This window comes from Streptomyces sp. NBC_00090 (genome assembly GCF_045160815.1).
Classification (GTDB): Bacteria; Actinomycetota; Actinomycetes; order Streptomycetales; family Streptomycetaceae; genus Streptomyces.
Genome location: NZ_CP108224.1, coordinates 3,870,487 through 3,896,939, shown reverse-complemented (window position 1 = coordinate 3,896,939; position 26,453 = coordinate 3,870,487). Strand labels below are relative to the sequence as shown.

23 protein-coding genes are annotated in these 26,453 nt (G+C 73.0%); 13 read left to right on the top strand and 10 right to left on the bottom strand.

Annotated elements, in window-relative coordinates:
• Positions 1-64 precede the first annotated feature (64 nt).
• Positions 65-1,246, bottom strand: a complete 1,182-nt coding sequence (locus tag OG361_RS17135) for a thiolase C-terminal domain-containing protein (RefSeq protein WP_405854486.1) — start codon at positions 1,244-1,246, stop codon at positions 65-67.
• Between the two features lie 106 nt (positions 1,247-1,352).
• Between OG361_RS17135 and OG361_RS17130 the strand changes: the two genes are divergently transcribed.
• Together OG361_RS17130 and OG361_RS17125 are read left to right on the top strand one after the other, a co-directional pair.
• Positions 1,353-2,807: an acyl-CoA dehydrogenase family protein gene (locus OG361_RS17130; RefSeq protein ID WP_405854484.1), complete on the top strand. Its 1,455-nt coding sequence runs from the start codon at positions 1,353-1,355 to the stop codon at positions 2,805-2,807.
• Positions 2,808-3,278, top strand: a complete 471-nt coding sequence (locus tag OG361_RS17125) for a nitroreductase family deazaflavin-dependent oxidoreductase (RefSeq protein WP_384567052.1) — start codon at positions 2,808-2,810, stop codon at positions 3,276-3,278.
• 164 nt (positions 3,279-3,442) lie between these two features.
• On the opposite strand, the gene OG361_RS17120 is transcribed toward OG361_RS17125, so the two are convergent.
• Positions 3,443-4,090: a TetR family transcriptional regulator gene (locus OG361_RS17120; RefSeq protein WP_405854481.1), complete on the bottom strand. Its 648-nt coding sequence runs from the start codon at positions 4,088-4,090 to the stop codon at positions 3,443-3,445.
• Between the two features lie 330 nt (positions 4,091-4,420).
• Between OG361_RS17120 and OG361_RS17115 the strand changes: the two genes are divergently transcribed.
• Together OG361_RS17115 and OG361_RS17110 are read left to right on the top strand one after the other, a co-directional pair.
• Positions 4,421-5,206 (top strand): VOC family protein, encoded by a 786-nt coding sequence (locus tag OG361_RS17115; protein WP_384567049.1) that lies wholly within the window; start codon positions 4,421-4,423, stop codon positions 5,204-5,206.
• A 161-nt stretch (positions 5,207-5,367) separates the two neighbouring features.
• Positions 5,368-7,791 carry a PQQ-binding-like beta-propeller repeat protein gene (locus OG361_RS17110; RefSeq protein WP_405854479.1) on the top strand — a complete coding sequence of 808 codons (2,424 nt, stop codon included), beginning with the start codon at positions 5,368-5,370 and terminating at the stop codon, positions 7,789-7,791.
• A 57-nt stretch (positions 7,792-7,848) separates the two neighbouring features.
• Here the strand turns inward: OG361_RS17110 and OG361_RS17105 are convergent, their stop codons facing one another.
• Positions 7,849-8,490 (bottom strand): hypothetical protein, encoded by a 642-nt coding sequence (locus OG361_RS17105; RefSeq protein WP_405854477.1) that lies wholly within the window; start codon positions 8,488-8,490, stop codon positions 7,849-7,851.
• Between the two features lie 122 nt (positions 8,491-8,612).
• On the opposite strand from OG361_RS17105, the gene OG361_RS17100 reads away from it, so the two are divergent.
• Positions 8,613-9,221: a hypothetical protein gene (locus tag OG361_RS17100; RefSeq protein ID WP_405854475.1), complete on the top strand. Its 609-nt coding sequence runs from the start codon at positions 8,613-8,615 to the stop codon at positions 9,219-9,221.
• Here OG361_RS17100 and OG361_RS17095 read toward each other — a convergent pair.
• From OG361_RS17095 to OG361_RS17085, 3 genes are read right to left on the bottom strand one after another with little or no spacing between them, the layout of a single operon-like run.
• Complete coding sequence (locus OG361_RS17095; protein ID WP_405854473.1) at positions 9,208-10,002, bottom strand: enoyl-CoA hydratase/isomerase family protein; 795 nt, start codon at positions 10,000-10,002, stop codon at positions 9,208-9,210. The genes OG361_RS17100 and OG361_RS17095 overlap by 14 nt on opposite strands.
• A complete protein-coding gene (locus OG361_RS17090) occupies positions 9,999-10,430 on the bottom strand; it encodes a Zn-ribbon domain-containing OB-fold protein (RefSeq protein ID WP_384567035.1) in 432 nt (143 codons plus the stop codon). The genes OG361_RS17095 and OG361_RS17090 overlap by 4 nt, the downstream gene beginning before the upstream one ends.
• A gap of 15 nt (positions 10,431-10,445) precedes the next feature.
• Positions 10,446-11,588, bottom strand: a complete 1,143-nt coding sequence (locus tag OG361_RS17085; RefSeq protein ID WP_405854471.1) for a lipid-transfer protein — start codon at positions 11,586-11,588, stop codon at positions 10,446-10,448.
• Positions 11,589-11,694: 106 nt separating this feature from the next.
• Between OG361_RS17085 and OG361_RS17080 the strand changes: the two genes are divergently transcribed.
• Positions 11,695-13,242 (top strand): FadD3 family acyl-CoA ligase, encoded by a 1,548-nt coding sequence (locus OG361_RS17080; protein ID WP_405854469.1) that lies wholly within the window; start codon positions 11,695-11,697, stop codon positions 13,240-13,242.
• Between the two features lie 94 nt (positions 13,243-13,336).
• Entirely contained in the window at positions 13,337-13,984 is a 648-nt protein-coding gene (locus tag OG361_RS17075; protein WP_384567029.1) for a hypothetical protein, read from the top strand.
• A 335-nt stretch (positions 13,985-14,319) separates the two neighbouring features.
• Here OG361_RS17075 and OG361_RS17070 read toward each other — a convergent pair whose 3' ends face one another.
• Together OG361_RS17070 and OG361_RS17065 are read right to left on the bottom strand one after the other, a co-directional pair.
• The gene (locus OG361_RS17070) at positions 14,320-14,523 is read right to left on the bottom strand and encodes a hypothetical protein (protein ID WP_384567026.1); all 204 of its coding nucleotides are present in this window, start codon (positions 14,521-14,523) and stop codon (positions 14,320-14,322) included.
• Between the two features lie 223 nt (positions 14,524-14,746).
• Positions 14,747-17,869 carry an AfsR/SARP family transcriptional regulator gene (locus OG361_RS17065; protein WP_405854466.1) on the bottom strand — a complete coding sequence of 1,041 codons (3,123 nt, stop codon included), beginning with the start codon at positions 17,867-17,869 and terminating at the stop codon, positions 14,747-14,749.
• A 181-nt stretch (positions 17,870-18,050) separates the two neighbouring features.
• Here OG361_RS17065 and OG361_RS17060 point away from each other — a divergent pair, with 181 nt between their 5' ends.
• Positions 18,051-19,268 carry an amidohydrolase family protein gene (locus OG361_RS17060; RefSeq protein ID WP_405862297.1) on the top strand — a complete coding sequence of 406 codons (1,218 nt, stop codon included), beginning with the start codon at positions 18,051-18,053 and terminating at the stop codon, positions 19,266-19,268.
• 49 nt (positions 19,269-19,317) lie between these two features.
• On the opposite strand, the gene OG361_RS17055 is transcribed toward OG361_RS17060, so the two are convergent.
• Positions 19,318-19,728: a PIN domain-containing protein gene (locus tag OG361_RS17055; RefSeq protein WP_405854464.1), complete on the bottom strand. Its 411-nt coding sequence runs from the start codon at positions 19,726-19,728 to the stop codon at positions 19,318-19,320.
• A complete protein-coding gene (locus OG361_RS17050; RefSeq protein WP_405854462.1) occupies positions 19,725-19,946 on the bottom strand; it encodes a type II toxin-antitoxin system VapB family antitoxin in 222 nt (73 codons plus the stop codon). Before OG361_RS17050 ends, OG361_RS17055 begins: the two co-directional genes overlap by 4 nt.
• Before the next feature lie 190 nt (positions 19,947-20,136).
• On the opposite strand from OG361_RS17050, the gene OG361_RS17045 reads away from it, so the two are divergent.
• The 5 genes from OG361_RS17045 (at position 20,137) to OG361_RS17025 (ending at position 26,403) form a co-directional block, all read left to right on the top strand.
• Entirely contained in the window at positions 20,137-21,057 is a 921-nt protein-coding gene (locus tag OG361_RS17045) for an LLM class F420-dependent oxidoreductase (protein WP_405854460.1), read from the top strand.
• Between the two features lie 14 nt (positions 21,058-21,071).
• Positions 21,072-21,833, top strand: a complete 762-nt coding sequence (locus tag OG361_RS17040) for an SDR family NAD(P)-dependent oxidoreductase (protein WP_405854458.1) — start codon at positions 21,072-21,074, stop codon at positions 21,831-21,833.
• 118 nt (positions 21,834-21,951) lie between these two features.
• Positions 21,952-23,076: an LLM class flavin-dependent oxidoreductase gene (locus OG361_RS17035; protein ID WP_405862295.1), complete on the top strand. Its 1,125-nt coding sequence runs from the start codon at positions 21,952-21,954 to the stop codon at positions 23,074-23,076.
• 136 nt (positions 23,077-23,212) lie between these two features.
• Complete coding sequence (locus tag OG361_RS17030; RefSeq protein ID WP_405854456.1) at positions 23,213-24,952, top strand: amidohydrolase family protein; 1,740 nt, start codon at positions 23,213-23,215, stop codon at positions 24,950-24,952.
• Complete coding sequence (locus OG361_RS17025; RefSeq protein ID WP_405854454.1) at positions 24,949-26,403, top strand: aldehyde dehydrogenase family protein; 1,455 nt, start codon at positions 24,949-24,951, stop codon at positions 26,401-26,403. The genes OG361_RS17030 and OG361_RS17025 overlap by 4 nt, the downstream gene beginning before the upstream one ends.
• Positions 26,404-26,453: the final 50 nt, after the last annotated feature.

Genomic DNA, 26,453 nt, shown 5'->3' with positions numbered 1-26,453 from the left:
ACGGATGTCCTACACGCTTGTCTATGACGCCTGTATAGATTCTGGGGCGGTGGTGCCGGGCCGGTCAGGACCTGCCCAGCACCACCGTCCCCGAGGAGCAGAACCAGCCCCCCGTCCCCGAGGCCACCGCCAGCTCGGGAAGCGAGCCGTCCGCCCGCAGGACCTGCCGGCCCTCCGCCTCGCCGCGCAGCTGTCGCACCGCCTCCACCAGCAGGAACAGGCCCCGCATCCCGGGGTGGCAGGCCGAGAGCCCGCCGCCGTCCGTGTTCACCGGGAGTCCGCCGCCGCCCACCGTCAGGCGCCCCTTCTCCACGAACGCGCCGCCCTCGCCCTTCGCGCAGAAGCCCAGGTCCTCCAGGGTCACCAGGGTCATGTAGGTGAAGGCGTCGTAGATCTCGGCGAGATCGATGTCGGCCGGGGTCACCCCCGCCCGCTCGAAGGCGAGCCGGCCGCTGACCGCCGCGGGGGAGACCGTGAAGTCCTCCCACTCCGACATCGTGGTGTGCGAGGCGTGCTCGCCCGTGCCGAGGACCCAGACGGGGGCCGTCCGGCAGTCCTGGACGTACTCCTCGGCGACGAGCAGCACCGCGCAGCCGCCGTCGCTGCGCAGACAGCAGTGCAGCTTGGTGAACGGGTCCGCGATCATCGGCCCGTCCAGGACCTCGTCGACGGTGATCGGGTCCCGGAACATCGCCTCGGGGTTGAGCGCCGCGTTCGCCCGCGCCTGGACGGCGACCTCGGCGAGCTGCTCCAGGGTCGTCCCGTACTGGTGCATATGGCGGCGGGCCGCCATCGCGTACTTCGCGATCAGGGTGTGTCCGTAGGGGACTTCGAACTGGAGCGGGCCGCGCGAACCGAAGGAGAGGTTCGCGGTGCGGCGCCGGGCCCGGATGTCCGCGCGGGCGGTGGAGCCGTACACGAGCAGGACCGCGTTCGCGTGGCCGGCGGCGATCGCGTCGGCGGCGTGCGCGGCCATGACCTCCCAGGTGGCTCCTCCGACGGCGGTCGAGTCCAGCCAGCGGGGGCGCAGGCCCAGGTACTCGGCGACCTCGACCGGGGCGAGGGTGCCGAGCCCGGCCGAGGCCAGGCCGTCGATCAGCGAGCGGTCGAGGCCGCTGTCCGCGAGGGCGCGCCGGGCGGCCTGGGCGTGGAGCGCGTACGGGGTGGCCTCGTCGACGCGGCCGCAGTCGGAGAGGGAGACGCCGACGACGGCGACGCGGCGGGGGCTGCGTGGAGTGGCGGGCATGAATCTGACGGTACATCAGATCTGCTGAATCGGGACCGGTGTCGCTCTGGGCAACCACCCCTGCCCCGCCCTAGCATGACGCACCGTCAGATACGGAGGGAGCCCCATGGACGCGCCCGACAACGCCGCGCTCACCGACCCGGCCGCCGACCCGCCCGCGGCCGACCCAGCGACCGGGTTCGCGGCCGAGCCCGCTGCCGACCCAGCGGCCGAGCCCGCCGCCGGGTTCGCCGCCGGATCGGTGGCCGAGCCCGCTGCAGACCCCGCCGCCGAGCCCGCAGCCGGGTTCGCGGCCGAGTTCACCGAGGAGCAGCAGGAGATCCGCCGCACCCTGCGGGACCTGCTCGCCGAGCGGGCCGGACCGCGGGAGAACCGTGCGGCCACCGACACCCCCGAGGGGTACGACACCGAGCTCTGGGCCCGGATGTCCGGCGCCCTCGGCCTCGCCGGGCTCGCCCTCCCCGAGGAGTACGGAGGCGTCGGCTGCGGGCCCGCCGAACTCGCCCTCGCCTGCGAGGAGACCGGCCGCGCCCTCGCGCCCTCCCCGCTCCTCTCCACCGCCGTGCTCGCCGCCCCGCTGATCGCCGCCCTCGGCACCCCCGCCCAGCGCGCGGAGCTCCTCCCGCGCATCGCCGACGGCAGCCTGACCTGCGCGCTCGCCGTCCCGGGCGGCTCCCTCGCCCTTGCCCTCGGCCTGACCGGCGACAACACGGCGGAGGACTGGTCCGGCGGCGGCCGCGCCGGCGGGGTCCAGGCGCGCGCCGTGGACGGGGGCTGGCGCCTGTACGGGGAGGCCGCCCAGGTCCTCGACGGGCACAGCGCCGGGCTGCTGCTCGTCGCCGCCCACACCGGCGGCTTCGCCCGCAGCCGTACGCTCCTCTTCCTCGTACGGGAGGACGGACGGGGGGCCGGGGGCGGCGGCGCGGACGGGTCCGGCGGTGGGAACGGGTCCGGGGTCGGGGCCGGGGCCGGTGGCGAGGCCGGGGCCGTGACCCCCGGGCTCGTACGGACCCGGCGGACCACCCTCGACCTCACCCGCACCCAGGCCACCGTCCAGCTCAGGGACGCCGGGGCCGAACTCCTCGGCGAGGAACCGGCCGACGTGCTCGGCGCACTCGCCGCCACCGGCCGCACCGCCGCCGTGATGCTCGCCGCCGAGGCGGTCGGCGCCGCCCGCGCCGCCCTCGACGGGACGATCGCCCACGTCGGCTCGCGCGAGCAGTTCGGCCGGCCCGTCGGCTCCTTCCAGGCCGTCAAGCACCGCCTCGCCGACCTCTACGTCCAGGTCGAGGCGGCCCGCTCCCTGACCTACTGCGCGGCCCGCGAGCCGGGGCCCGGGCCCGAGAGCGGGCCGCTCGCGCTCGCCCACGCCCTGGAGGCGCTGCGCGCGACCGCGGGGGAGAGCATCCAGCTCCACGGCGGCATCGGATTCACCTGGGAGCACGAGGCGCACCTCTACTTCAAGCGGGCCGCCTCCGACGAGCTGCTCTTCGGGCCCGCCCGGCGGCTGCGCGCCCGGGCGGCGGAACGGACCGGACTCTTCGGAGAGGTGGCGGCGTAGATGCCCGTCGGCGTGAGACTGATGCAGAAGGTGTCCTCGACCCGGACGTTCGCCCGGATCGCCCCGCACGTCATCCCGGCGATGGACAAGGCCGTGCACCGGCTGACCCGGGGAAAGGTGCTGCTCAGCGCCCAGATGCTGCCGGGGGTGATCCTCACGGCCACGGGGGCGAGGAGCGGGCGGCCACGGGTGACCCCGCTCGCCTGCATGCCGGAGCCCGACGGCGGCTGGCTGCTCATCGGCTCCAACTTCGGCCGTCCGGGGCACCCGGCCTGGACGGCGAACCTGCTGGCCCACCCGGATGCCGAGGTCAGCTGGAGGGGCGAGTCCATCCCCGTACGGGCGGAGCTCCTGTCGGGTGAGGCACGGGCGGCGGCCTGGCGGTCGGCGCTGACGTTCTGGCCGCCGTACGCCACGTACCAGCAGCGGGTGGAGCGGGAGATCCGGCTCTTCCGGCTGACCCGGCGCTGAGCCCCGAGGCCCCGCCTCCGCCACCAGCCTCCAGCCACCCGCCCCTCCTGCCCCCCCCACCCCCGCCCCGGACACGGCGACGCCGACGGCGGTTCCGCTCCGTGGAGGCGGGGCGGACCGCCGTCGGCGTCGACGACAGGACGGGTGAAGGAAGGGGGGAGGGGTTACCTGGTCGGCTTCTTGCCGGTGATGCCCAGGTGCACCAACAGGGCGAGGTTCGGCTTGAGTTCGGCCTGTTTGACGCCCCAGGTCTGGAAGCCCTTCTGGTGGCCGGCAACCGAGGCCAGCATCGCCACCAGGGAGCCCGCCATGGCGGCCGGATTGACCTCCTTGTCGACCTTGCCCTTGGCCTGGAGCTCCTTCACCGCGTCCGTGAGGGAGTTGGTGACCGAGTTCAGGATCTTCATGCGGATCTTGTAGAACCGCTTGTCGCCCTCGGCGGCGCCGAGGTCCACGACCCGCAGGATCGCGTCGTGTTTGCGCCAGAAGTCCAGGAAGCCTTCGACGAGTTCCTCGGAGGTCTGCCAGCCGGCCTTGCCGATCCAGGAGCGGCCGGAGACCAGCTCGGTCAACCCGGCGCCCTCCTTGGCCATTTCCTCCGCGATCTCGAGTACCGCACCCTCGACGTCCGGGAAGTACTGATAGAACGTCGCGGGTGAAGTACCCGCCTTCCGGGCCACATCGATGACCTTGACGTCCCGGTAGGGCGAGGAGCTGAGCATCTCACCGAGGCAGTCGAGCAGCTTCTGCCGCGTCGCCTGACCGCGTCGTCCGGCCACGCGGCCGTCGACGGTGCGTACTTGTCCTGTCATGCCGTCAGCTTACCGAGGGGGGATCGGCGCGCGATTCGGCCGACTGCAAATGGGGTGCGGCCCTGAGCCGTGCGTGTTCTGCGAGGTCGGAAGAGGGGCGGCGACGGTCTGTGGTTCAGGGTGGAGGGGCGGGTTCAAGCCAGAGCGGTGACGGTGCGGGCATTCTCTCGGCCCGTCCGCAGGGGTTCCGTACTCGAATAGGCTTATGAACAGCCTGTGGAAAACTTCGGTGGACAACTCAAGCACCCCAAGGGTTCCAGGCCCATAAATCGCCCTTGTGTTCGCATGTCGGGGCGTGCGGGAGGGGCCCCACCGGCCTAGCGTGGAACCATGGCCGTACGCACTGAGGGCACCCCGTGCTGGGTGGACGCGCAGCTCCCCGATCTCGAGGCGGGCAAGCGCTTCTACGGCGAGCTCTTCGGCTGGACCTTCGACCCCGACCGCGACGAGGCCCTCCTCGACGGGCGCCGGGTCGCCGGACTCCTCCCCAAGCGCGACGGCCGCATGCCCACCACCTGGACCGTCTACCTCGCCACCGAGAACGCGGGCACCCTCGCCGAGCGGATCAGGGCCGCCGGCGGACAGATGGTCATGGACCCCTACCCCGTGGGCCCGTTCGGCGTCCTCGCGCTCGCCGCCGACCCCGGCGGCGCCGTCTTCGGACTCCGCCAGGCCGGTGACGACGACGGCTTCGAGCGGACGAACGAACCGGGCGCCTTCTGCTGGATGGAGGTGTACACGCGCCGGCCGGACGCCGTCGACACCTTCTACGCCACCGTCTTCGGCTACCTCGGCCGCCAGGCCGACGCCGAGGAGGAGGGCAGGGACGCCGGATTCGACTACCGCGTCTGGTCGCCCCCCGGCTCCCGGCCCGGCGACGACAGCGCCTTCGGCGGGCGCGCCGTCATCACCGACGACTTCCCCGCCGAGATGCCCGGCCACGTCCTCGTCTACTTCGCCGTCCACGACTGCGACGAGGCCTGCGAGATCACCGTCCGGCTCGGCGGCCGGGTCTCCACCCCGCCCTTCGACACCCCGCACGGACGCATCGCCGTCCTCCGCGACAACCAGGGCGCACGCTTCGCGGTCCTCGCGGAACCTGCCGATACGCCCTGAACCGCCCACCCCGTACCAGCGGGTACACCCCGTACCGGGCAGCACCGTTATGAGGTGTGACACCCCGATCCGCCCCCGGGTTCGCAACCGGGCCCTCGGACAGGAAGAATCAGGGCCACGGGGCCGTACCCTCATGGCCCGTACGGGGAGGTGGCAGGCAAGTGGAACAGCTGACGCAGCACGACCCGAGACGTATCGGGCCCTTCGAGGTGCTGGGCCGGCTCGGCGCGGGCGGAATGGGCCTGGTCTATCTCGCGCGCTCGGCCTCGGGCCGGCGCGTGGCGATCAAGACCGTGCGCACGGAGCTCGCCGAGGACCAGCTGTTCCGGGTTCGCTTCACCCGGGAGGTGGAGGCCGCCCGGGCGGTCTCCGGCTTCTACACGGCCGCCGTGGTGGACGCCGACCCGCGGGCCGCCGTGCCGTGGCTGGCCACCGCCTATGTCCCCGCGCCCTCTCTCGAAGAGATAGTGAACGAGTGCGGGCCGCTCCCGGCCCAGGCGGTCCGCTGGCTCGCGGCCGGTGTAGCCGAGGCCCTCCAGTCCATCCACGGTGCGGGCCTGGTCCACCGCGACCTCAAGCCCTCCAACGTCCTCGTCGTCGAGGACGGCCCCCGGGTGATCGACTTCGGCATCGCGTCGGGCGTCTCCAACACGCGCCTGACCATGACCAACGTCGCCGTCGGCACCCCCGCCTACATGTCGCCCGAGCAGGCCCGCGACTCGCGCAGCGTCACCGGCGCGAGCGACGTCTTCTCGCTGGGCTCGATGCTGGTCTTCGCCGCCACCGGCCACGCGCCCTTCCACGGCGCCAACCCGGTCGAGACCGTCTTCATGCTGCTCCGCGAGGGCCCCGACCTGGAGGGCCTGCCGGAAGAGCTGCGGCCCCTCATCGAGTCCTGCATGCAGATGGACGTCACCCGGCGGCCCAGCCCGGCCGACCTCCAGGCCCAGCTCGCCCCGCACCTCTTCGGTCCCGGCAGCGACGACAGCGGCACGGCCTCGGCCTGGCTGCCGCACAGCGCCACCGCCATGATCGAGACGCGCCGGGGCGGCCGCCCCGCGCCCGCCCCGACCGCGCCGCCGATCCCGCCGCGCCCGCCCCGGCAGCCCGCCGGCTGGTCCGGCGACCCGCGCTCCCCGGAGCCCGGTCCGGCCGGTGGCCGGCACCCCGAGCCCTCGCACGTCGGCGGCCGGCACGCGGGGCCCGCGGAGAGCGCGGGCGGCCCCGTCCGCCTGGGCGGCGCCACCGTGCCGATCGGCCCGGGCCCCCGGGTCTCCGACACCCGTGCCGCGCTCGCCGTCGGCCGGAGCGCCGACGCCGGTCCGGCGACCGGCTGGATCCGGCCGCCCGGCGGCGGCCCGCACGGCGCCGAGCCCGGCCCGGCCCCCGGCTCCCGCCCGCTGAACGTCCCCGCGCAGGGCACCGACCATGCCCCGCCGGAGCCCGGTCCCTGGCGGCCCTGGCGCTTCCGGATGTCGAACGACGTCTGGGGCACCCCGGTCGTCGACGGCGACCTGCTCTACGTGACCTCCTTCGAGGTGCACGCGCTGGACACGGGGAGCGGCCGGCGCCAGTTCAAGACCCGGGACGTGGCCTGGTCGATGGCGGTCGCCTCGGGCCGTATCCACGCCTCCGACGGGCCCACGCTGTACGCGCTCGACGCGGCCGACGGCAGCGAGCGCTGGCGGCTGCACACGGACGCCTGGGTGTACTCCCTCCGGGTGGACCGGGGCACGGTCGTCACCGGGACGCGCGGCGGCGGGGTCCAGGCCTGGGAGGCCTCCAACGGCGCCAAGCTGTGGGAGATCACCGGCGCCCAGACCGACTTCGAGACCCCGGAGGCGGGACCCGCCGTGCACGGCGACACCGTGTACGTGTGGCGGGAGGCCAGGCTCCAGGCCCTCGACGCCCGTACGGGTGTGGAGCGCTGGTCGTACCCGATCGGGGACGCGGCCTCCTGTGCCAACGTGCCCGTCCGGGTGGCCCCGGCCGAGGACGGCTGCGTGTACGTCTCGGCCGGCACCCGGGTCCTCTCGGTCGACATCGCCGCCGGACACGTCCGCTGGCACTTCGAGGCGCCCGCCGTCTTCCTCTCCCCGCCCGCCTTCGCCCCGGGGCCGGCCGTCACGGGCGGCGGGGTGTACCTCTCCGACCACCTCGGCACGGTGTACGCGCTCGACGCCACGACCGGCCAGGACCGCTGGCGGATCGCGACCGAGCCGCGCCAGTCGGCCGAACCGGTGCTCGTCGCCGGCGGCAACGTCCATGTCGGCAGCGGCAGCGCGCTCTACACGCTCGACGCGGTCACCGGGACCCCGAGGTGGCGGTTCGCGGCGGGCGGCGAGCTCGTCGGCTCCCCGGTCGTCGCCGACGGACGGGTGCACTTCGGCTCGGCCGACCACGTCCTGTACACGCTGGACGCGACCGGCGGTCAGCTGCGCTGGAAGCTCGCGACGGGCGGCGAGATCACCGGTTCGCCGGTGGTCCGTGCCGGGGTCGTGTACGCGTGCAGCAAGGACCGCTGCGTGTACGCGCTCGACGCGGTCAAGGGCACGGCCACGGGACGGGGGTCCTCGGCCCGCTGACGCCGCGGGCCGATTGACGCTGCGGGCCCCGCTGACTCCGCGGGCCCGCTGACCCCGCTATCGCTGCTGCCGACCCGGGCCGTCCCGGTCCGGGTCCCAGACCGGCACGTCGAAGGGCTGGGTCGGGGCGGCGTACGGGGGCGAGGCCTGCGGATGGCGCCGCGGCGCGTCGCCGAGGTCGGTGACGTCGCCGTACTCGCCTGGGGGCCGGTCGTCGGGCGGCGGGCCGTCCAGCGTGGGGTGGGTGGGCCGCGGCTCGTGGTCCGTCCGATCGACCCGCCACGTGCGGGACCGGCCCGACATGACGAGCGCGCCGAGGAGCAGCAGGAAGCCGCCGCCGACGGCGTTCGCGACCCCGTCGCCCAGGCCCCGGCCGTCGCCGGAGACCACGAGGCTGCCCTCGGCCTGGCCGACGCGCACCATCCAGAAGACGGTGAAGCCGAGGACGACGAGCCCGGCGAGGGCGACGAGCAGCCGGGAGCGCAGGACGACGCCGACGACCGTGACGAGGGCGGCGAAGGCGAAGGGCAGCAGGATCGAGCCGATCACCGCGGCCTTGGCGTCGGTGATGCCGGTGAACAGTTCGTCGATCGCGTAGTCGCGGCCGTGACGGCCGTCGTACCAGGCACGGAAGGGGCTCCATACGGCGGCCGTCGCTCCGGCGAGGGCCAGGATCGAGCCGACGACATTACGGATCATCGATCGGCCTCCTAGACGGTCCGGCTCTCGCTCCCGACGCTACGCCGGGTGCGGGGGCCCCGCCATGCGGCCACAGGGCATCCCCTAGGGTGGCGCGGACACGACAGGACGGGGAGGACCCGATGGTGCGCACGCGCCTGAAGATGGCGGCGACGCTCACGGTGGTGGTGCTCGCGCTGACCGGTTTCCAGACCGGCCACGGCAGTAGCAGCAGCGGTGGCGGCAGCGGGAAGAGCAGGAGCGGGGACGGCGACTCCGACGGCGGCGGCTGCTCCAGCTCCAAGAAGAGCAACGACGACTACGACGGCTCGGGCGGATCGAGCGGTGGCTCGGGCGGCTCGGGCGAGGAGTACACGTACGACCCCACGCCGACCTCGACCCCGACGGCGGTGATCCGCGCCCAGGTCGTCGACTGCGTGGAGCCGGCGCAGGCGAAGCGCAAGGGCAGGCCGGCCCGCAAGGCGGACACCACGGCCACCGTGAAGATCGTCTCGGAGGCGTACGCGGCGAAGACGGTCCGGGTCGTCGTGCGCTTCCTCGGAACGGACCGCACGGAGGTGGACCGGGCCGAGACCGTGATCGAGGTCGGCTACCGGGAGACGAAGACCTTCGAGCTCGCGATGGAGTCCCCGAAGGCCGTCGGCCAGGTGAAGGACTGCGAGGTCTGGGAGGTGAGCGAGGTGTCGTCGACCGCCACCCCGACGGTCACCCCCTCGGCTACCTCGTCCTGAAACCCGCCCCCCGCCGGGTGAACAGCTCCGCCTGACGTTCCGGCGGCAGGTTCCCCAGGGCGACCAGGTGCGGCGCGTGCGCGAGGGCCGGGGTGCGGGACGGCTCCGTGACCGACCAGAGCGCGCGGACCGTGCCCTGGACGGCCTCGGTCGGGTGCGCGGCGATGACGGCGGCGGCCCGCCGGGCGGCCTCCAGGGCCCCGCCGGGCGCCGTCAGCTCGGAGACGAGCCCCGTCTCGTACGCGCGCCGGGCCGAGATCCGTTCCGCGCTGCCCATCAGGGCCATCCGGGCGATCTCCCCGTAGGGCATCCGCTGTGCCATGTGGACGGTCTCGAAGGCGCTGACCATCCCGTAGGTGGTGTGCGGGTCGAAGAAGGTGGCGTCCTCGCCCGCGACCAGGAACTCGGCCTCGCCGAGCAGGTAGAAGGCGCCGCCGCAGGCCATGCCCTCGACGGCGGCGATCACCGGCTTCCACAGGTCGTTCGCCTTGGGGCCGATCGCGAGGAGCGGGTCGTCGATCGTGTACGGGGAGGAGGGCTGCGGGATGTTCCCTACGGCCTCCCGGTCGATCCCGGTGCAGAAGGCCCGCCCCCCGGCCCCGGTGACGACGATCGCGCGGACCTCGTCCTCGTACCGGAACCCCCGCCAGACGGCGGCGAGCTCGCGGGCCATGTCCAGGGTGATCGAGTTGTGCTTCTCCGGCCGGTCGAGGGTGACGACCGCGACCCCGGTCTCCTTGTCGCGGTCGACGTGGATGCCGGGGGTGCCCGGGGTGCTCATCCGCGCTCCAGGAGCCAGCGGGGCACGGTGACGCCGTCGACCTCGGTGAAGGCGACCTTCACCGGGGCGCCGATGCGCAGCCGGCCCGGATCGACCGAGTTCAGGGGTGCGTCCGGGGTGGTGACGACATTGCCGACGAGGCGGATGCGGGGGGCCTCGGCCAGTTCGACGAGGACCGCGTTGTATCCGGGCAGGGCGGCGTAGTCGGGCAGGAGCGGCGGGTGGGGCAGGACGTACGACCAGATCCGGCCGCGTCCGGACATGAGCCGCCACTCGCTGTCGAAGGAGCGGCAGTGCGGGCAGCAGGGGCGGGGCGGGAAGCGGAGCTCGCCGCAGTCGGGGGCCGCGCAGGCCTGGACGCGGAGCTCGCCCCGGGCGGCGTACTCCCAGAAGGGAGCGCCGTCCTCGTCGGCGACGGGTGTCAGCATCGGTGTCTCGGCTCCTCAGGCTCGAAGGAGGATCGCGGAGGTGGGGACGCCCTCGCCCGCCGTGATCAGGCAGGTGGACGCGTCGGGTACTTGGGCGGTGGAGGTGCCGCGGAGCTGCTTCACGCCCTCGTTGATGAGGTTGAAGCCGTGGACGTACGCCTCGGAGAGGCCGCCGCCGCCGGTGTTGAGCGGCAGTCGGCCGCCGATCTCCAGTGCGCCGCCCTCGGTGAAGGCGGCTCCCTCGCCGCGCCCGCAGAAGCCGTATCCCTCCAGGGAGAGCGGGACGAGCGGGGTGAAGGCGTCGTAGATCTGGGCGACGTCGACGTCGTCGGGGCCGAAGTCGGCCTGTTTCCAGAGGTGGCGGGCGGCGGTCCAGGCGGGGCCGGAGAGCGGGTCGTCGTTCCAGTAGTTGACCATGCCGTGGTGCTGGGCGGGCAGGCCCTGGGCGGCGGAGTGCACGTACACCGGCTTCCGCCGGCAGTCGCGGGCGCGCTCGGCGCTCACGATGACGCAGGCGAGGGCGCCGTCGGTCTCCAGGCAGTTGTCGAAGAGGCAGAGGGGTTCGCTGATCCAGCGGGCGGTCATGTACATCTCCCGGGTCAGCGGGCGCTCGTACATGATCGCGGCGGGGTTCTGGTTGGCGCGGTTGCGGCAGGCCAGGGCGACGTTGAAGAGGTGGTCGCGGGTGGCGCCGTACTCGTGCAGATAGCGGCGGGCGAGCATGCCGATCTCGTCGGCGGGGCGGAGCAGCCCGAAGGGGCGGGTCCACTGGCCGGGGGTGGCGAGCTGGGCGGCGGTGTTGGTCCAGGGCCGGGGTCCGGAGCCGCGTTTGCGCGAGCGCCAGGCGACGCCGACGCTCGCCTGGCCGGTGGCGACGGCGGCGGCGAGGTGGCCGACGGTGGCGCAGGAGCCGCCGCCGCCGTAGCCGACCTTGGAGAAGAAGGTGACGTCGCCGGCGCCGATGGCCTTGGCGACCTCGACCTCGTCGGTCTCCTCCATCGTGTAGGAGGCGAAGGCGTCGACCTCGGAGGGGTCGATCCCGGCGTCGTCGAGGGCGGCGAGGATCGCCCGGCAGGCGAGGGCCTTCTCGGTCTCGGGGAGCCGTTTCGCGAACTCGGTCTGTCCGATGCCGACGATGGCCGTGGCGTCCTTGAGCAAGGCAACCTCCCCGTGTGACAGCGCTACTGACAGCGCGTCAGGTTACAACTAATCTGACGGATAGTCAGCTCGCGGGAGCGGGCGGAGTGGAGCGGTGGAGGTGGAGATGCGCGGCGACCTGGAGTGGGGCACGATCCCCGGACTCGTCCGGGCGGCGGTCGAGCGGTACGGGGACCGGGAGGCCGTCGTCGACGGGCGCGTCCGCGTCACGTACGCGGAGCTCGGCGAGCGCGTCGAGCGGGCGGCCGCCGCCTGTCTCGCCACCGGGATACGGGCCGGGGACCGGGTGGCGATCTGGGCCCCCAACACCCTCGACTGGATCGTCTCGGCCCTCGGCGCCGTCACCGCCGGCGCCGTCCTCGTCCCCCTGAACACCCGCTTCAAGGGCACCGAGGCGGCCTACGTCCTGCAGAGCTCCCGGGCCCGCCTGCTCTTCGTCACCGGCACCTTCCTCGGCACCTCGTACGTGGCCTCCCTGCGCCGCTCGGGCGTCGAACTCCCGCACCTGGAGAAGGTCGTGGTCCTCGGCGACACCGCGCCCGACGAAGCGGGGTGGACGACCTGGAAGGCCTTCCTCGCCGAGGGCGACCGGGTCCCGGCCGTCCGGGTCCGCGCCCGGGCAGACGCGATCGACCCCTCCGACCCCTCGGACGTCATCTACACCTCCGGCACCACGGGCCGCCCCAAGGGCGCCGTCATCGGCCACGCCCAGACCCTGCGCTGCTACGCGGTCTGGTCCGAGCTGGCCGGCCTCCGGGAGGGCGACCGCTACCTCGTCGTCAACCCGTTCTTCCACACCTTCGGCTACAAGGCGGGCATCCTCGCCTGCCTCATGCGGGGCGCGGTGATCGTCCCGCAGCCCGTCTTCACCGTGGACACCGTCCTCGCCAACATCGCCGCCGAACGCATCACCGTCCTCCCCGGCCCGCCCACCCTCCACCAGTCCCTCCTGGACCACCCCGCCCGCTCCGCCCATGACCTCTCCTCCCTCCGCCTCGTCGTGACGGGCGCGGCCGTGGTCCCGCTCCGGCTCGTCGAGCGCCTCCGCACGGAGCTGGGGATCGGCACGGTCCTCACGGCGTACGGGCTCTCCGAGGCGAGCGGCATCGTCACCATGTGCCGCCGCGACGACCCGGCCGAGACCGTCGCCACCACCTCGGGCCGCCCGATCCCCGGCACCGAGGTCCGCCTCTCGCCCACCGGCGAGGTCCTCGTCCGGGGACACCACGTCATGCGCGGTTACTTCGAGGACGAGGAGGAGACGGCGGCGGTCGACGGGGACGGCTGGCTGCACACCGGGGACATCGGCGTCCTGGACGAGGCCGGGAACCTGCGGATCACCGACCGGCTGAAGGACATGTTCATCGTCGGCGGCTTCAACGCCTACCCGGCCGAGATCGAGCAGCTCCTCGGCCTCCACCCCGACATCGCGGACGTCGCCGTCGTCGGCATCCCCGACCCGAGGCTCGGCGAGGTCGGCAAGGCCTTCGCGGTGCGCAGGGCGGGGGCGCGGGTCACGGCGGACGACCTGATCGCCTGGTCGCGGCGGGAGATGGCGAACTACAAGGTGCCGCGGGAGGTCGAGTTCGTGACGGAGCTGCCGAGGAACGCGAGCGGGAAGGTGGTCAAGGGGGAGCTGAGGGCGCGGGGCTGACTGCGAGGGGGAGTGCAACCAACTCCCCACGTGTACACGTCATACGGGCAGCCTTACGCCCCCCTTACCTCGCCCCCTCCTCCAGGAGCAGCCGGTGTCGACGCAAGAGATCCGCCTCACCCTCACTCCGCAGCAGGCCGCCACCGGCGTCGTCATCCCGGTCAACCTGCCGACGGGCCCCGCGCAGCTCGCCGTCCCGCCCTGCCGCAACGGCGACCTCGTCCCGGCCCGGCTCGGCAACGACACGGTGTACGTGCGCATCACGGTCTCGGGCGGCAAGAAGTCGGGCGTCCTGGGCTGCCTGGTCCCGCTCATCGTGATCGGCGGGCTCGTAGGCGGCGCGTTCCTCCTGAACGACGACAAGGACTCGGCGGGCTCCAGGGGCCCGGCCCCGATCCCGACGTTCTCGGTCTCGCCGTTCCCCACCCTCGACCCCCTCGGCACGGCCACCGCGACCCCCACCGAGGAGGAGCCCGACCCGTTCGACAAGGGCACCTGCCTCAACGGGCAGCTGCCCGACTCGGAGACCGCGCAGACCGTCGACGACGTCGAGGAGGTCTCCTGCTCGGCGTCGGACGCCCACTACAAGGTGATCCAGACGTTCCCCTTCACCTCCGACATGAACAAGTGCAACGCCAACCCCAAGACGCAGTACGCCTTCTCACACCGGTACACGATGAACGGCGCGGTCGTCAGCGAGTACGTGTACTGCCTGGTCGGCCTGGGCTCCTACGCCCGCTGACGCACGAGCACGACGACCCCTGACGATCGAGGACTCGGCGCGCGGGGCGCTCCTGGTGGCGAGCTTGCACTCGCATCGGACGACGGTCAGGTGGAGGAACGTTCCACCGGGCACGAAGGCGGTCCGTACTCCCTGCATGCCGGAGGGGCCGGGCAGTTGCCCGGCCCCTCCTTTCGGTGGTCCGATCGCGTTGCGCACGGGCCCTGCCCGGACGGATCCCCCCTGGTTCCGTCGGGTGTCCCCCGAGTCCGTGTGCTCCCCCGTCGACCGGGCCTCCCTGGGCCCCGGCGGCTCCCCCGAAGTCGCCGCCGCGGCCTTTCCCCGTCGGGAATGGTCTACTTGGCCGGCTCCGACGTCGCGTGCAGGTCGTCGGTCGTGGCGAGAGGCTGCTGCTCCCGGGCCAGGACCTTGTCCGCGATCGCGTTCGCGGGCTCGGACGTGGCGTGCAGGTCCTTGGTGACGATCTGCTCGCTACCCGCGCCCGTGGCGTGCAGGTCCTGCGGCTTGACGATCGGGTCCGTGGCGTCGATGTCGCCCATGGTGGTCCCCTCCTGATGGATGGCTTCGCGTGCTGGTGTGTGAGGCCCGTCCGGCTGTTCCCCCGTGGACGGTCGGACGGGCCCCTTGGGGCCGTTCACCCTAGTGCTTCGGGGAGTAGGCCTCACCGGCGACCCGTCTGCCCCCCGACACGGCGGATCGTTGAGGACAACTCTGCCGGGTGGCGATAAACGAATGATGAACGCCCCTCGGCGGGAGCCTGGTTCAGACGGCCGACACGGGGGCCAGCAGCGCCCTGACGTCGGACGCCTCCGGGACCGACAGCTCCTCGTAGATGTCGAGGGCCTCCCGCCAGCAGACCTGGGCCCGGCCCGACTGCCCGATGCCGTGCAGCGCCCGGCCGAGGACGGTGAGGACGTTTCCCCGCCGCCAGTCGCCGCCGATGCCGCGGAGTACGGTCAGCGCCTTCTCCGCACCCGCGGCGGCGGCCCCGTACCGGTGGGCGGCGATGTCGACCTCCGCGATGCGGAAGAGCGCCATGCCCTCCCACAGCCGCTGCCGGCTGTCGACGAAGACGGCGAGCGCCTCGCGGAGCCGCTCGCCCGCCGCCGGGAGCTGTCCGCTCTCGGTGAGCGCGAGGCCGAGGGCGTAGCGGCCGTTCGCCCCGCGGAGGGCGTGGCCCATCTCGTCGTACATGTCCACGCCCTGCTGGGCCATGCGGACGGCGTCCTCCCGCCGGCCCGTCGCGAGGTGGATGCGGGAGAGGTTGCAGAGCGCCGCGGCCTCGCCGGCCCGGTCCCCGGCGGCGCGGAACCCGGCGATGGCGAGGGTGAGATGCCGGTCTCCGTCCTCGTACCGGGTCTGGTAGAGCGCGATGGCGCCCCTGGCGTTCGACGCCCAGCAGATGGGCAGCGGATCGTCGACGGACCGGGCCATGCGGACGACCTCGTCCGCCTCCTGCTCGGCCCGGTCGAAGCGCCCCTGGTGGTGGTGGACGTAGGCCAGGGTCAGGGCCGCCCGGCCCTCGGCGCGGACGTCGCCCGCCGCGCCCGCCGCCTTCCGCAGGACCGTCGCCACCGCCTCGTACTCCCGGGAGTTCGCGCCCGACTCCGCGAGGTCCAGGGACGCCCACAGGAGGTCCACCGCGCGGCGGAGCGTCGCCGGGGCGGCGGCGGAGTGGCGGACGCAGGCGAGGAGGCAGTTGGCCTCGGCGTAGAGCCAGTCCTGGGCCGTGTGGCGGTCGGTGAAGGTGAGGCCCTCGTGGGTCGTGGGTTCCAGGTGGTCGACCAGGCGGTCGCCCGGGCGTTCGATCGCGTAGACCCGGGCCGCCGTCGAGAGGTAGAAGTCCAGGAGCCGGGAGAGCGCCGACTCCTTCTCCGACGGGGGCTGTTCGTCGCGGTCCGCGCAGGCACGCGCGTAGAGCCGGACCAGGTCGTGGTAGCGGTAGCGGCCGGGCGCCGCCGATTCCAGGAGGGACGTGTCGACCAGGGCCTCCAGGAGGTCCTCCGTGTCCCAGAGCGGGAGGTCGAGGACCGCGGCGGCCGCCGCGAGCGAGATGTCCGGGCCGTCGGCGAGGCCGAGGAGGCGGAAGGCGCGGGCCTGGGCCGGTTCGAGCTGGCCGTAGCCGAGTTCGAAGGTGGCCTTGACCGCGAGGTCGCCCGCCTGGAGTTCGTCGAGGCGTCGGCGTTCGTCCGCCAGCTTGGCGGCCAGGACCGAGACCGTCCAGGTGCGGCGGGCCGCCAGCCGGGAGGCGGCGATACGGATCGCGAGGGGGAGGAAGCCGCAGGCGGCGACCACGTCCAGGGCCGCTTCCCGCTCCGCCTGGACGCGCTCCTCGCCGACGATCCTCGTGAAGAGCTGGAGCGCCTCCTCCGGGGACATCACGTCCAGGTCCACCAGGTGCGCGCCGGCCAGGTCGACCATCCGGATGCGGCTGGTGACCAGGGCCGCGCAGCCGGCCGTGCCGGGCAGGAGGGGGCGGATCTGGGCCGCGTCCCGGGCGTTGTCCAGGAGGACGAGGACCCGGCGGCCGTCCAGGGTCGAGCGGTAGAGCGCGGCCCGGTCGTCGAGCGAGGCCGGGATCGCCGAGTCCGGGGTGCCGAGGGCGCGGAGGAAGGAGCCGAGGACCGTCTCGGGCGCCGCGGCGCGGTTGCCCGCGCCCTGGAGGTCCACGTACAGCTGGCCGTCCGGGAAGTGCGGCCTGGCCTCGTGGGCCACGTGCACGGCGAGCGTCGTCTTGCCGACGCCGCCGATGCCGGCGAGCGCCGACACCGCCATGACGTGGCCCTCGGCGGTGGCGAGCCGGGCGCCGAGTTCCCGTACGAAGGAGGTGCGGCCGGTGAAGTCAGGGACGGTCGCCGGGAGTTGGGCCGGGCGCGCGACGGGTGCGGCGGCCGGGGCCACCTCCTCGACCGGGAGGGCGAGTTCGGCGTCGCCCTGGAGGATGCGCTGCTGGAGCCGGGCGAGTTCGGGCGTCGGGTCGACGCCGAGCTCGTCGGCGAGGAGCCGGCGCGTGTCGGCGTACACGGCGAGCGCCTCGGCCTGCCGTCCGCCGCGGTAGAGGGCGAGCATGAGCAGCTCGCGGAGCCGCTCGCGCAGCGGGTGCGCGGCGGTGAGCGCGGTCAGTTCGGAGACGGCCTCGGCGTGCGCGCCGACCTCCAGGTCGATGTCCAGGCGGGTTTCGAGGAGCGTGAGCCGCCATTCCTCCAGGCGGGTCCGCTGCGTCTCGGCGTACGGGCCGGGCACGGAGGCCAGCACCTCGCCGTCCCACAGGGCGAGGGCCTCGGCGAGCCGCGCCCGGGCGGCCGCGCGGTCGCCGGAGGCCCGCAGCTTCTCGGCCTCGGCGGCGAGTTCCTGGGCGGTGGTGAGGTCGAGCGTGGCGGCTGAGGTGCGCAGGGCGTAGCCGCCGGACTCGCTGACGAGGACCTTGGGGTCCAGGGCCTTGCGGAGGCGGGAGGCGTACGTCCGTACGGCCGCGAGGGCCTGCGAGGGCGGGTCGTCGCCCCAGAGGGCGTCGATCAGCTCGGACGCGGTGGCGGTGCGTCCGCCGCGCAGGAGCAGGGCGGCGAGCAGGGCGCGCTGCTGGGGCGAGCCGGTGGGCAGGGCTTCGCCGTCGCGCCAGGCCCGTACGGGGCCGAGCACGGCGAAACGCAGCGCACCGCCGGTGCCGGTACCGGTACCAGTACTGGTACCCGCGCCCGGGGCGGCTCCGCTGCCCGTACCCGTTCCCGGACCGCTGCCCGCGCCCCGACCGCTGCCGGCGCCCGTTCCCGGGGCGGTGCCCGTGCCGGTGTTCACCTCGGAATCCGTGCCCGCGCCCGCGTCGGCACCCGCGCTCGCCTTCGGAGCCCGCTGCACCGGAACTCGCGGCCCGTCTTCACGGTCCATCGCTCCCCCTGCCCGTACCGCTGGTTTCGCCCAGGACAGTCAGTCTGCCTTGTCCGGAGGGAGTCCGTCAGCATCGGGTGGGGCCCGGAGCGGGGTTGGGACGGGGCCGTTGCGCGACCGTTGTACGCCACAATAGCTGACGGGTCGTCAGATCGGCGCTACCGTGAAGGCCATGGAGACCATGGAGACCTTCCCGAAGATCATCTCGGTGGACGACCACACCGTGGAGCCCCCGCACGTCTGGCGGGACCGGCTCCCGTCCCGCTTCCGCGACACCGGCCCCCGGATCGTCCGCGCCCCCCTCAAGGAAATGACCTTCCTCGGCGGCAAGTTCGCCCCGGTCATGGGCGCCAAGGGTGACGACGGCCCCGTCGGCGACTGGTGGGTCTACGAGGACCTGCACCGCCCCCTCACCCGGCTCGACACCGCCGTCGGCTACGACCGCGACGAGATCCGGCTCGAAGTCATCACGTACGAGCAGATGAGGCCCGGCTCCCACTCGGTCCCCGACCGCCTCGCCGACATGGACGTCAACCACGTCCAGTCCGCGCTCTGCTTCCCGACCTTCCCGCGCTTCTGCGGGCAGACCTTCACCGAGGCGAGCGACCGCGAGCTCGGCCTCCTCTGCGTCCGCGCCTACAACGACTGGATGGTCGAGGAGTGGTGCGGCCCCGAGGCGCACGGGCGGCTCATCCCGCTCACCCTCATCCCGCTCTGGGATCCCGAGCTCGCCGCCGCCGAGGTCCGGCGCAACGCGGCGCGCGGGGTCCGGGCCGTCGCGTTCTCCGAGATCCCGCCCCACCTCGGGCTCCCCTCGGTCCACACGGACCACTGGGACCCCTTCTTCCGCGCCTGCGACGAGACCGGCACGGTCATCGCCATGCACATCGGCTCCTCCAGCCGGATGCCGTCCACCTCCGCGGACGCCCCGCCGGCGGTCGGCTCCACCATCACCTTCGCGAACTGCTGCTTCTCGATGGTCGACTGGCTGATGAGCGGCAAGTTCGAGCGCTTCCCGAACCTGCGGATCATGTACGCGGAGGGACAGATCGGCTGGATCCCGTACATCCTGGAGCGCGCCGACGTCGTCTGGGAGGAGAACCGCGGCTGGGGCGGGGTCGCGGACAAGGTCCTGCGCCCGCCGTCCGAGCTCTTCGCCGGCCATGTCTTCGGCTGCTTCTTCGACGACGCGTTCGGGCTCCGCAACCTCGACGCCATCGGGGCCGGGAACGTCCTGTACGAGACGGACTACCCGCACTCCGACTCCACCTGGCCCAAGTCGCGGGAGGTCGGCGAGGCCCAGATGGGCCACCTGTCCCCGGACGTCGTCGACCGGATCGTGCGCGGCAACGCGATCGACCTGCTGGGACTGACACCGGAGGGTCTCTGGCGCCCGTGACCGGTGACGCGCGGAGCGGCGGGGCCCTGGAATCCGCCGCCGCGCGGCCCTACCGGACGTCGTGGATGTCGTGCTCGCTCAGGTCGGCCGCGTGCCGGGCGATGGTGCGGTAGTCGACGTCGTCATGGAGGACGGTCAGCCCGTGATGGGCCGCGGTGGCCGCGATGATCAGATCGACGGCCGAGGCGCTCCTGTGCTCCCCGGCCCTCGCCATCCGGTGCTGCACGGAGCCGATCCAGCGTCCCGCGGTCTTGGGCACCGCCACGTCGGGGTAGAGGTCGGTGAACATCTCGGCGATCTCGTCGTACTCGCGGCCGCTCCGAGCGCTGTACAGGAACTCGGTGCGCTGCGGGTAGCAGGAGGCGATCGCCTCGGCGTCGATGGCGTCGTACCAGGCCGACTGGAGTTCGGGGTCGCTGAGCAGCCGGACGAGGCCGGATGTGTCGAGGAGGTAGATCACCGACCGTCCTTCTCGGCTCGGTGCAACTGCTCGGCGTCCTCGACCGCCCCCCACTTGCGTGCGCGCTCGAAGTGGCGGCTGATGCGTGCGGCGCGCTCCTGCCGGTCGGCGTAGAACCGGAGGGCGAGATTGACGGCCTCCTTCTTGGTCCTGGCCTTGGACAGGGCCATGGCGCGTTGCAGCGCGTCATCGTCTATGTCGATCTGGGTCACGGCCATGCCGCGCCTCCTCGCCTGCGATGTTGGTGATGTACAAAGAATCGTATGCCATAAACATTGCCTTGGCGACTCCTGGGCAGACCCCTTGCCGCGCGGGCGACCGCTCCCGCCGTAACCCTTGCCTGATGGCGTGTCGGCGGTGACGATGGGCCCCTTCGCATTCTGACGCACCGTCAGTTAAGGGGTTCCCATGGTGGTCTACGGGATGCAGCTGCCCGTCCAGTCGCAATCCACCCTCTACGCCGAGGCCTGGGAGGCGGCCGCGGGCCCGGCCGACCTGCTCGCCGTCGCCCGGGCCGCCGAGGCCCACGGCTTCGACTACCTCGCGAGCTGCGACCACGTCGCCATCCCGCGCCGGCTCGCGGGGGCGATGAGCACCGTCTGGTACGACCCGGTCGCCACGCTCTCCTTCCTCGCCGCCGCCACCGAGCGGGTCCGGCTCCTCTCGCACGTCGCCGTCGTCGGCCTGCGCCATCCGCTCGTCACCGCCAAGGCGTACGCCACCCTCGACCACCTCTCCGGCGGCCGCCTCGTCCTCGGGGTCGGCGCCGGGCACGTCCAGGAGGAGTTCGAGGTGCTCGGCGTGGACTTCGAGCGCCGGGGCGCCGTGCTCGACGAGACGGTCGACGCGCTCCGGGCGGCCCTCGGGCCCGAGGAGTACCCCGAGCACCTGGGAGAGCGGTTCGCGTTCAAGGGCCTCGGGCAGCTGCCCCGGCCCGCCCAGGAGCGGGTCCCGGTCTGGGTGGGCGGCTCCTCGCCGGCCGCCGTGCGCCGGGCCGCGCTCAAGGGCGACGGCTGGCTGCCCCAGGGCGACCCGCGCGAGAAGCTCGCCGTCCAGATCACCCGGCTGCTCCGGCTCCGCGCGGAGGCCGGGATCGCCGAGCCGATCACGGTCGGCGCCATCACCGAGGCGCTGTACGTCGGCGCCCCCGGCTGGGAGGTCGGCCGGCGCACCCTGAGCGGCTCCCCGGAGGAGATCGCCGCCTCCCTGCGCGCGTACGGGGAGATGGGCGTGGACCAGATCCAGGTCCGGTTCCGCTCCCGGAGCCGTACCGAACTCATCGACCAGATGGCGGCCTTCGGCACGGAGGTCGCCCCCCATCTGAACTGAGGAGCGTGGCAGGCATGGGCAAGCTCGACGGACGGGTCGTCCTCGTCACCGGCGCGGCGCGCGGGCAGGGCGAACAGGAGGCGCGGCTCTTCGCCGCCGAGGGCGCGCGGGTCGTCCTCGCGGACGTGCTCGACGGCGCGGGCGAGGCGCTGGCCAAGGAGCTGGGGGAGGAGCGGGCCGTCTTCGTGCACCTGGACGTGACCAGGGAGGATGACTGGTCGGCGGCCGTGGACACGGCCAAGGAGCGGTTCGGGAAGATCGACGGTCTGGTCAACAACGCCGGGATCCTCCGCTTCAACGAGCTGCTCGCCACGCCCCTGGAGGAGTTCCAGGCGATCGTCTCGGTCAACCAGACCGGCTGCTTCCTGGGCATCCGCACGGTCGCGCCCGAGATCGCGGCGGCCGGCGGCGGGACCATCGTCAACACCGCCTCGTACACGGGGCTCACCGGCATGGCCGGGGTCGGCGCCTACGCGGCCTCCAAGCACGCCGTCCTCGGGCTCACCAAGGTCGCGGCGCTGGAGCTGGCCGGGCGGAACATCCGGGTGAACGCGGTCTGCCCCGGGGCGATCGACACCCCGATGAGCAATCCGGAGGGCGTGGACCCGGCGTCCACGGCCGAGCTGTACCGGAAGCTCGTGCCGCTCGGGCGGATCGGCCGCCCCGCGGAGGTGGCGGCCCTCGCGCTCTTCCTGACGGGCGAGGACTCGGCGTACATCACGGGCCAGCCGTTCGTGATCGACGGCGGCTGGCTGGCGGGCGTGAGCCTGTTCTGAGGGCGGCCCCGCTCCAGCTGACGGGTCATCAGGTATTGACGCACCCACCCCGTGGTGCGACAGTCGGGCACATCAGAGATCTGACGGTTCGTCAGAAATAATGAGGACGGTGAACCCCTTGGAATTCGGGATCTTCGTACAGGGATACGTCGGCAAGCGCGCCGAGACCGATCCCGAAGCCGAGCACAAGGCCCTCATGGAGGAGACCGAGTACGTCATCCAGGCGGACAAGTCCGGGTTCAAGTACGCCTGGGCCTCCGAGCACCACTTCCTGGACGAGTACTCGCACATCTCCGCCAACGACGTCTACCTCGGCTACCTCGCCCACGCCACCGAGCGGATCCACCTCGGCTCCGGCATCTTCAACCCCCTCGCCCCCGTCAACCACCCGGTGAAGGTGGCCGAGAAGGTCGCCATGCTCGACCACCTCTCCGGCGGGCGCTTCGAGTTCGGCTCGGGACGCGGCGCGGGCTCCCACGAGATCCTCGGGTTCATGCCGGGCATCACCGACATGAACCACACGAAGGAGATCTGGGAGGAGACGATCGCCGAGTTCCCCAAGATGTGGCTCCAGGACGAGTACGTCGGCTTCCAGGGCGAGCACTGGTCGCTGCCGCCCCGCAAGATCCTGCCCAAGCCGTACGGGAAGTCCCACCCCGCCATGTGGTACGCGGCCGGGTCCCCCTCCTCGTACGCCATGGCCGCCAAGAAGGGCCTCGGCGTCCTCGGTTTCAGCGTGCAGAAGGTCTCCGACATGGAGTGGGTCGTCGAGTCCTACAAGACGGCGATCAAGGAGGCCAGGGCCGTCGGTGACTTCGTCAACGACAACGTCATGGTCACCTCCACCGCGATCTGCGCGGAGACCCACGACAAGGCCGTCGAGATCGCCGTCTCCGGCGGCCTCAACTACCTCCAGTCGCTGCTCTTCCGCTACCACGACACCTTCCCCCGGCCGGAGGGCATCCCGGAGTGGCCCGAGCTGCTCCCCGAGTACTCGGCCGAGATCATCGAACTCCTCATCCAGGAGGAGCTGATGATCTGCGGCGACCCCTCGGAGGTCCTCTCCCAGTGCAAGCGCTGGGAGCAGGCCGGGGCGGACCAGCTCTCCTTCGGGATCCCGATCGGGATCCCGTACGAGGACACGATGAACTCGATCAAGCTGATCGGTGAGCACGTGATCCCCAAGATCGACACGGACCCGGTCCACCGCACGACCCGCTTCCGCCAGGCCGCGGGCCAGTAGGCGACGGAGCCCCGGCGTTCGAGCGCGGGGTGGTGTCTTCCCGGACCGCCGCCCCGTACCGGCCCCGGCCGGAGGCCGTTCCGCGGCGGCCCCCGGTCCGGGGCGCACCCGTGTCCACGTCCAGAAAGGGAACGTCATGCTCGACCACCTGATCACCGGCGCCACCGTCGTGGACGGCACCGGCGCCCCCGCCTTCACCGCCGACGTCGGGATACGCGACGGCCGCATCGCCGTCGTCGCCGAACCCGGCACCGTCCGCGAGGAGGCCCGGACCACCGAGGACGCCACCGGCCTCGTCCTCACCCCCGGCTTCGTCGACCCGCACACCCACTACGACGCCCAGCTCTTCTGGGACCCGTACGCCACCCCCTCCATGAACCACGGCGTCACCACCGTCGCCGGCGGCAACTGCGGCTTCACCCTCGCCCCGCTCCACCCGGACCGGCCCGAGGACGCCGACTACACGCGCCGCATGATGTCCAAGGTCGAGGGCATGGCCCTGGCGGCCCTGGAGGAGGGCGTCGACTGGGGATGGTCGTCCTTCGCCGAGTACCTCGACGCCCTCGAAGGACGGATCGCCGTCAACGCCGGCTTCATGGTCGGACACTGCGCCCTGCGCCGGTACGTGATGGGCGCCGACGCCGTCGGCGGGCAGCCCACGCCCGAGCAGCTGGAGCAGATGGTCTCCCTCCTCAAGGCGGCCATGGAGGCCGGGGCCTGGGGACTCTCCACCACCCAGTCCGCCACCCACTCCGACGGCGACGGCGCCCCCGTCGCCTCCCGGCACGCCACGCCCGCCGAGCTGGTCGCCCTCTCCCGGGCCGTCGGCGAGCACGAGGGCACCCAGCTGGAGGCGATCCTCGCGGGCTGCCTCGACCAGTTCTCCGACGCCGAGATCGACCTCTTCGTCGAGATGACGGCCGCGGCGGGAAGGCCGCTCAACTGGAACGTCCTCACCATCGACGCCACCGTCCCCGAGCGCGTCCCGCGCCAGCTCACCGCCTCCGAGCGGGCCCGCAAGTCCGGCGGCCGGATCGTCGCCCTCACCATGCCGATCCTCACCCCGATGAACATGTCGCTCGGCACCTTCTGCGCGCTCAACCTCATCCCCGGCTGGGGCGAGATCCTCGCGCTCCCCGTCCCCGAGCGGATCGCGAAGCTCCGCGACCCCGACGTACGGGCCGGGATGCTGCGCCGCGCCGACTCCAAGGAGGCCGGGGTCTTCCGGCGGCTCGCCCACTTCGGCCGGTACGTCATCGGCGACACGTACAGCCGCGAGAACGAGGGCCTGACCGGCCGGGTCGTGAAGGACATCGCGGCCGAGCGCGGCCAGGACGCCTTCCAGTGCCTCGTCGAGATCTGTGCCAACGACGACCTGCGGACCGTCCTGTGGCCGATGCCCAGCGACAACGACCCGGCCTCCTGGGCGCTGCGCCGGGAGACCTGGGACCACGAGGACGTCCTGCTCGGCGGCTCGGACGCGGGCGCGCACCTGGACCGGATGTGCGGGGCGCCGTACACGACCCGCTTCCTCGGCGACTGTCTGCGCGGCCGGAAGCTGGTGCCCCTGGAGCGGGCGGTGCGGATGCTGACCGACGAGCCGGCCCGGCTCTTCGGGCTGCGCGAGCGCGGCCGGATCGAGGAGGGCTTCCACGCCGACCTGGTCCTCTTCGACCCGGAGCGGATCGAGGCGGGCCCGGCGACCCTCGTGCACGACCTGCCGGGGGACAGCCCGCGGCTGGACTCGCGCGCGATCGGGATCGTCTCGGTCCGGGTCAACGGCGTGGAGACCGTACGGGACGACGAGGTGACCGGCGCGATCCCCGGCAGGGTGCTGCGCTCCGGCCGTGACACGAGGACGGTGAGCACGAGGTGAGGACCGAACGGCTTTTCATCGGCGGCGAGTGGGTCGAGCCCGAGGGCGGCCACTACGAGGTGATCGACCCGGCCACGGAGGAGGTCGTCGGCCTGGCGCCGGAGGCGTCGCGCGCCCAGGTGCACGAGGCGGCCGCCGCGGCCCGCGAGGCCTTCGACTCGTGGTCGCGGACGAGGCCCGAGGAGCGGGCGGCGATCCTCGACCGGGCCGCCGACCTCATGGCCCGGGACGCCGAGGAGAACGTCCTGCTCGCGCGGGCCGAGACCGGGGCCACCACGGGCACCGCCCGCGGCATGCAGGTCGCGGTCGGCTCCTCGCGCTTCCGGCGGTACGCCCGGGGCGCCATGGAGCCGGTCGAGCAGGCGCTGCCCCCGCAGATCAACGAGGCCGGGCCGATGGGGAAGGCCGGGGTGTTCGGCGCGGTCGCGGTGCGGCGCCCGGTCGGCGTGGTCACCTGCATCACCTCGTACAACAACCCCTGGGCCAACCCGGCGGGCAAGATCGCGCCGGCGCTGGCGATGGGCAACACGGTCCTCGTGAAGCCCGCCCCGCAGGACCCGCTCTCGGTGTACGCGATGACCCGGGCCCTGGCGGAGGCCGGGGTCCCGGCGGGGGTCGTGAACGTGGTCACGGGCTCCTCGGCCGAGGCCGGGCGGGCGGCCGTGGACTCCCCGGACGTCGACATGGTCTCCTTCACCGGCTCCACGGCCGTCGGGCAGGCGATCGGCGAGGTCTGCGGGCGCTCGCTCAAGCGGCAGCTGATGGAGCTGGGCGGGAAGGGGGCCGCGGTCGTCTTCGACGACGCGGACCTGGACTCCGCGGTGATGGGGATCGGGACGACCTTCGCCTTCTACAGCGGGCAGATCTGCACGGCCCCGACCCGGGTGCTCGCGCAGCGCGGGATCTACGAGCGGCTGATCGAGAAGCTGACCGGATACCTGGCCTTCATGACGGTGGGGGACCCGGCGGCACAGGGCACGGTGGTCGGCCCGGTGATCTCGGCGGCCCACCGCGACCGCGTGGAGTCGTACGTCGAGCTGGGGCGGAAGGAGGGGGCGCGGGTCGTCGTGGGCGGTGAGCGCCCGGACTTCGCCAAGGGCTTCTACGTGGCCCCGACCCTGCTCGCCGACTGCACCAACGAGATGCGGGTGGTCCGGGAGGAGATCTTCGGGCCGGTCGTCGTGGTCGTCCCCTTCGACGACGAGGAGGAGGGGATCGCGCTCGCCAACGACAGCGACTACGGGCTCATCGACTACGTCTGGTCGGGCGACGTGGCCCGGGCCTTCCGCGTCGCGGCCCGGCTGCGGGCCGGTGGGGTGGGCGTGAACACGATCGGGCGGAACATGGAGGCACCGTTCGGCGGATTCAAGAGGAGCGGTGTCGGACGGGACGTCGGCTCGTACGCGCTGCACGCGTACAGCGAGCTCCAAGCGGTCGTCTGGCCGGGCTGAGCACGGGTCGACGGCACCCCGGGGACGCCTCCGAAAATTCCTCGGGAAAA

Bases quoted from the DNA above. Each gene is read 5' to 3' on its own strand.
- OG361_RS17040 (WP_405854458.1), top strand. From the start codon at position 21,072: ATGGGCAAGCTCGACGGACGGGTCGTCCTCGTCACCGGCGCGGCGCGC.
- OG361_RS17030 (WP_405854456.1), top strand. From the start codon at position 23,213: ATGCTCGACCACCTGATCACCGGCGCCACCGTCGTGGACGGCACCGGC.
- OG361_RS17070 (WP_384567026.1), bottom strand. From the start codon at position 14,523: ATGGGCGACATCGACGCCACGGACCCGATCGTCAAGCCGCAGGACCTG.
- OG361_RS17105 (WP_405854477.1), bottom strand. From the start codon at position 8,490: ATGATCCGTAATGTCGTCGGCTCGATCCTGGCCCTCGCCGGAGCGACG.
- OG361_RS17100 (WP_405854475.1), top strand. From the start codon at position 8,613: ATGGTGCGCACGCGCCTGAAGATGGCGGCGACGCTCACGGTGGTGGTG.
- OG361_RS17135 (WP_405854486.1), bottom strand. From the start codon at position 1,246: ATGCCCGCCACTCCACGCAGCCCCCGCCGCGTCGCCGTCGTCGGCGTC.
- OG361_RS17095 (WP_405854473.1), bottom strand. From the start codon at position 10,002: ATGAGCACCCCGGGCACCCCCGGCATCCACGTCGACCGCGACAAGGAG.
- OG361_RS17120 (WP_405854481.1), bottom strand. From the start codon at position 4,090: ATGACAGGACAAGTACGCACCGTCGACGGCCGCGTGGCCGGACGACGC.
- OG361_RS17115 (WP_384567049.1), top strand. From the start codon at position 4,421: ATGGCCGTACGCACTGAGGGCACCCCGTGCTGGGTGGACGCGCAGCTC.
- OG361_RS17080 (WP_405854469.1), top strand. From the start codon at position 11,695: ATGCGCGGCGACCTGGAGTGGGGCACGATCCCCGGACTCGTCCGGGCG.
- OG361_RS17050 (WP_405854462.1), bottom strand. From the start codon at position 19,946: ATGGCCGTGACCCAGATCGACATAGACGATGACGCGCTGCAACGCGCC.
- OG361_RS17125 (WP_384567052.1), top strand. From the start codon at position 2,808: ATGCCCGTCGGCGTGAGACTGATGCAGAAGGTGTCCTCGACCCGGACG.
- OG361_RS17090 (WP_384567035.1), bottom strand. From the start codon at position 10,430: ATGCTGACACCCGTCGCCGACGAGGACGGCGCTCCCTTCTGGGAGTAC.
- OG361_RS17045 (WP_405854460.1), top strand. From the start codon at position 20,137: ATGGTGGTCTACGGGATGCAGCTGCCCGTCCAGTCGCAATCCACCCTC.
- OG361_RS17065 (WP_405854466.1), bottom strand. From the start codon at position 17,869: ATGGACCGTGAAGACGGGCCGCGAGTTCCGGTGCAGCGGGCTCCGAAG.
- OG361_RS17060 (WP_405862297.1), top strand. From the start codon at position 18,051: ATGGAGACCTTCCCGAAGATCATCTCGGTGGACGACCACACCGTGGAG.
- OG361_RS17130 (WP_405854484.1), top strand. From the start codon at position 1,353: ATGGACGCGCCCGACAACGCCGCGCTCACCGACCCGGCCGCCGACCCG.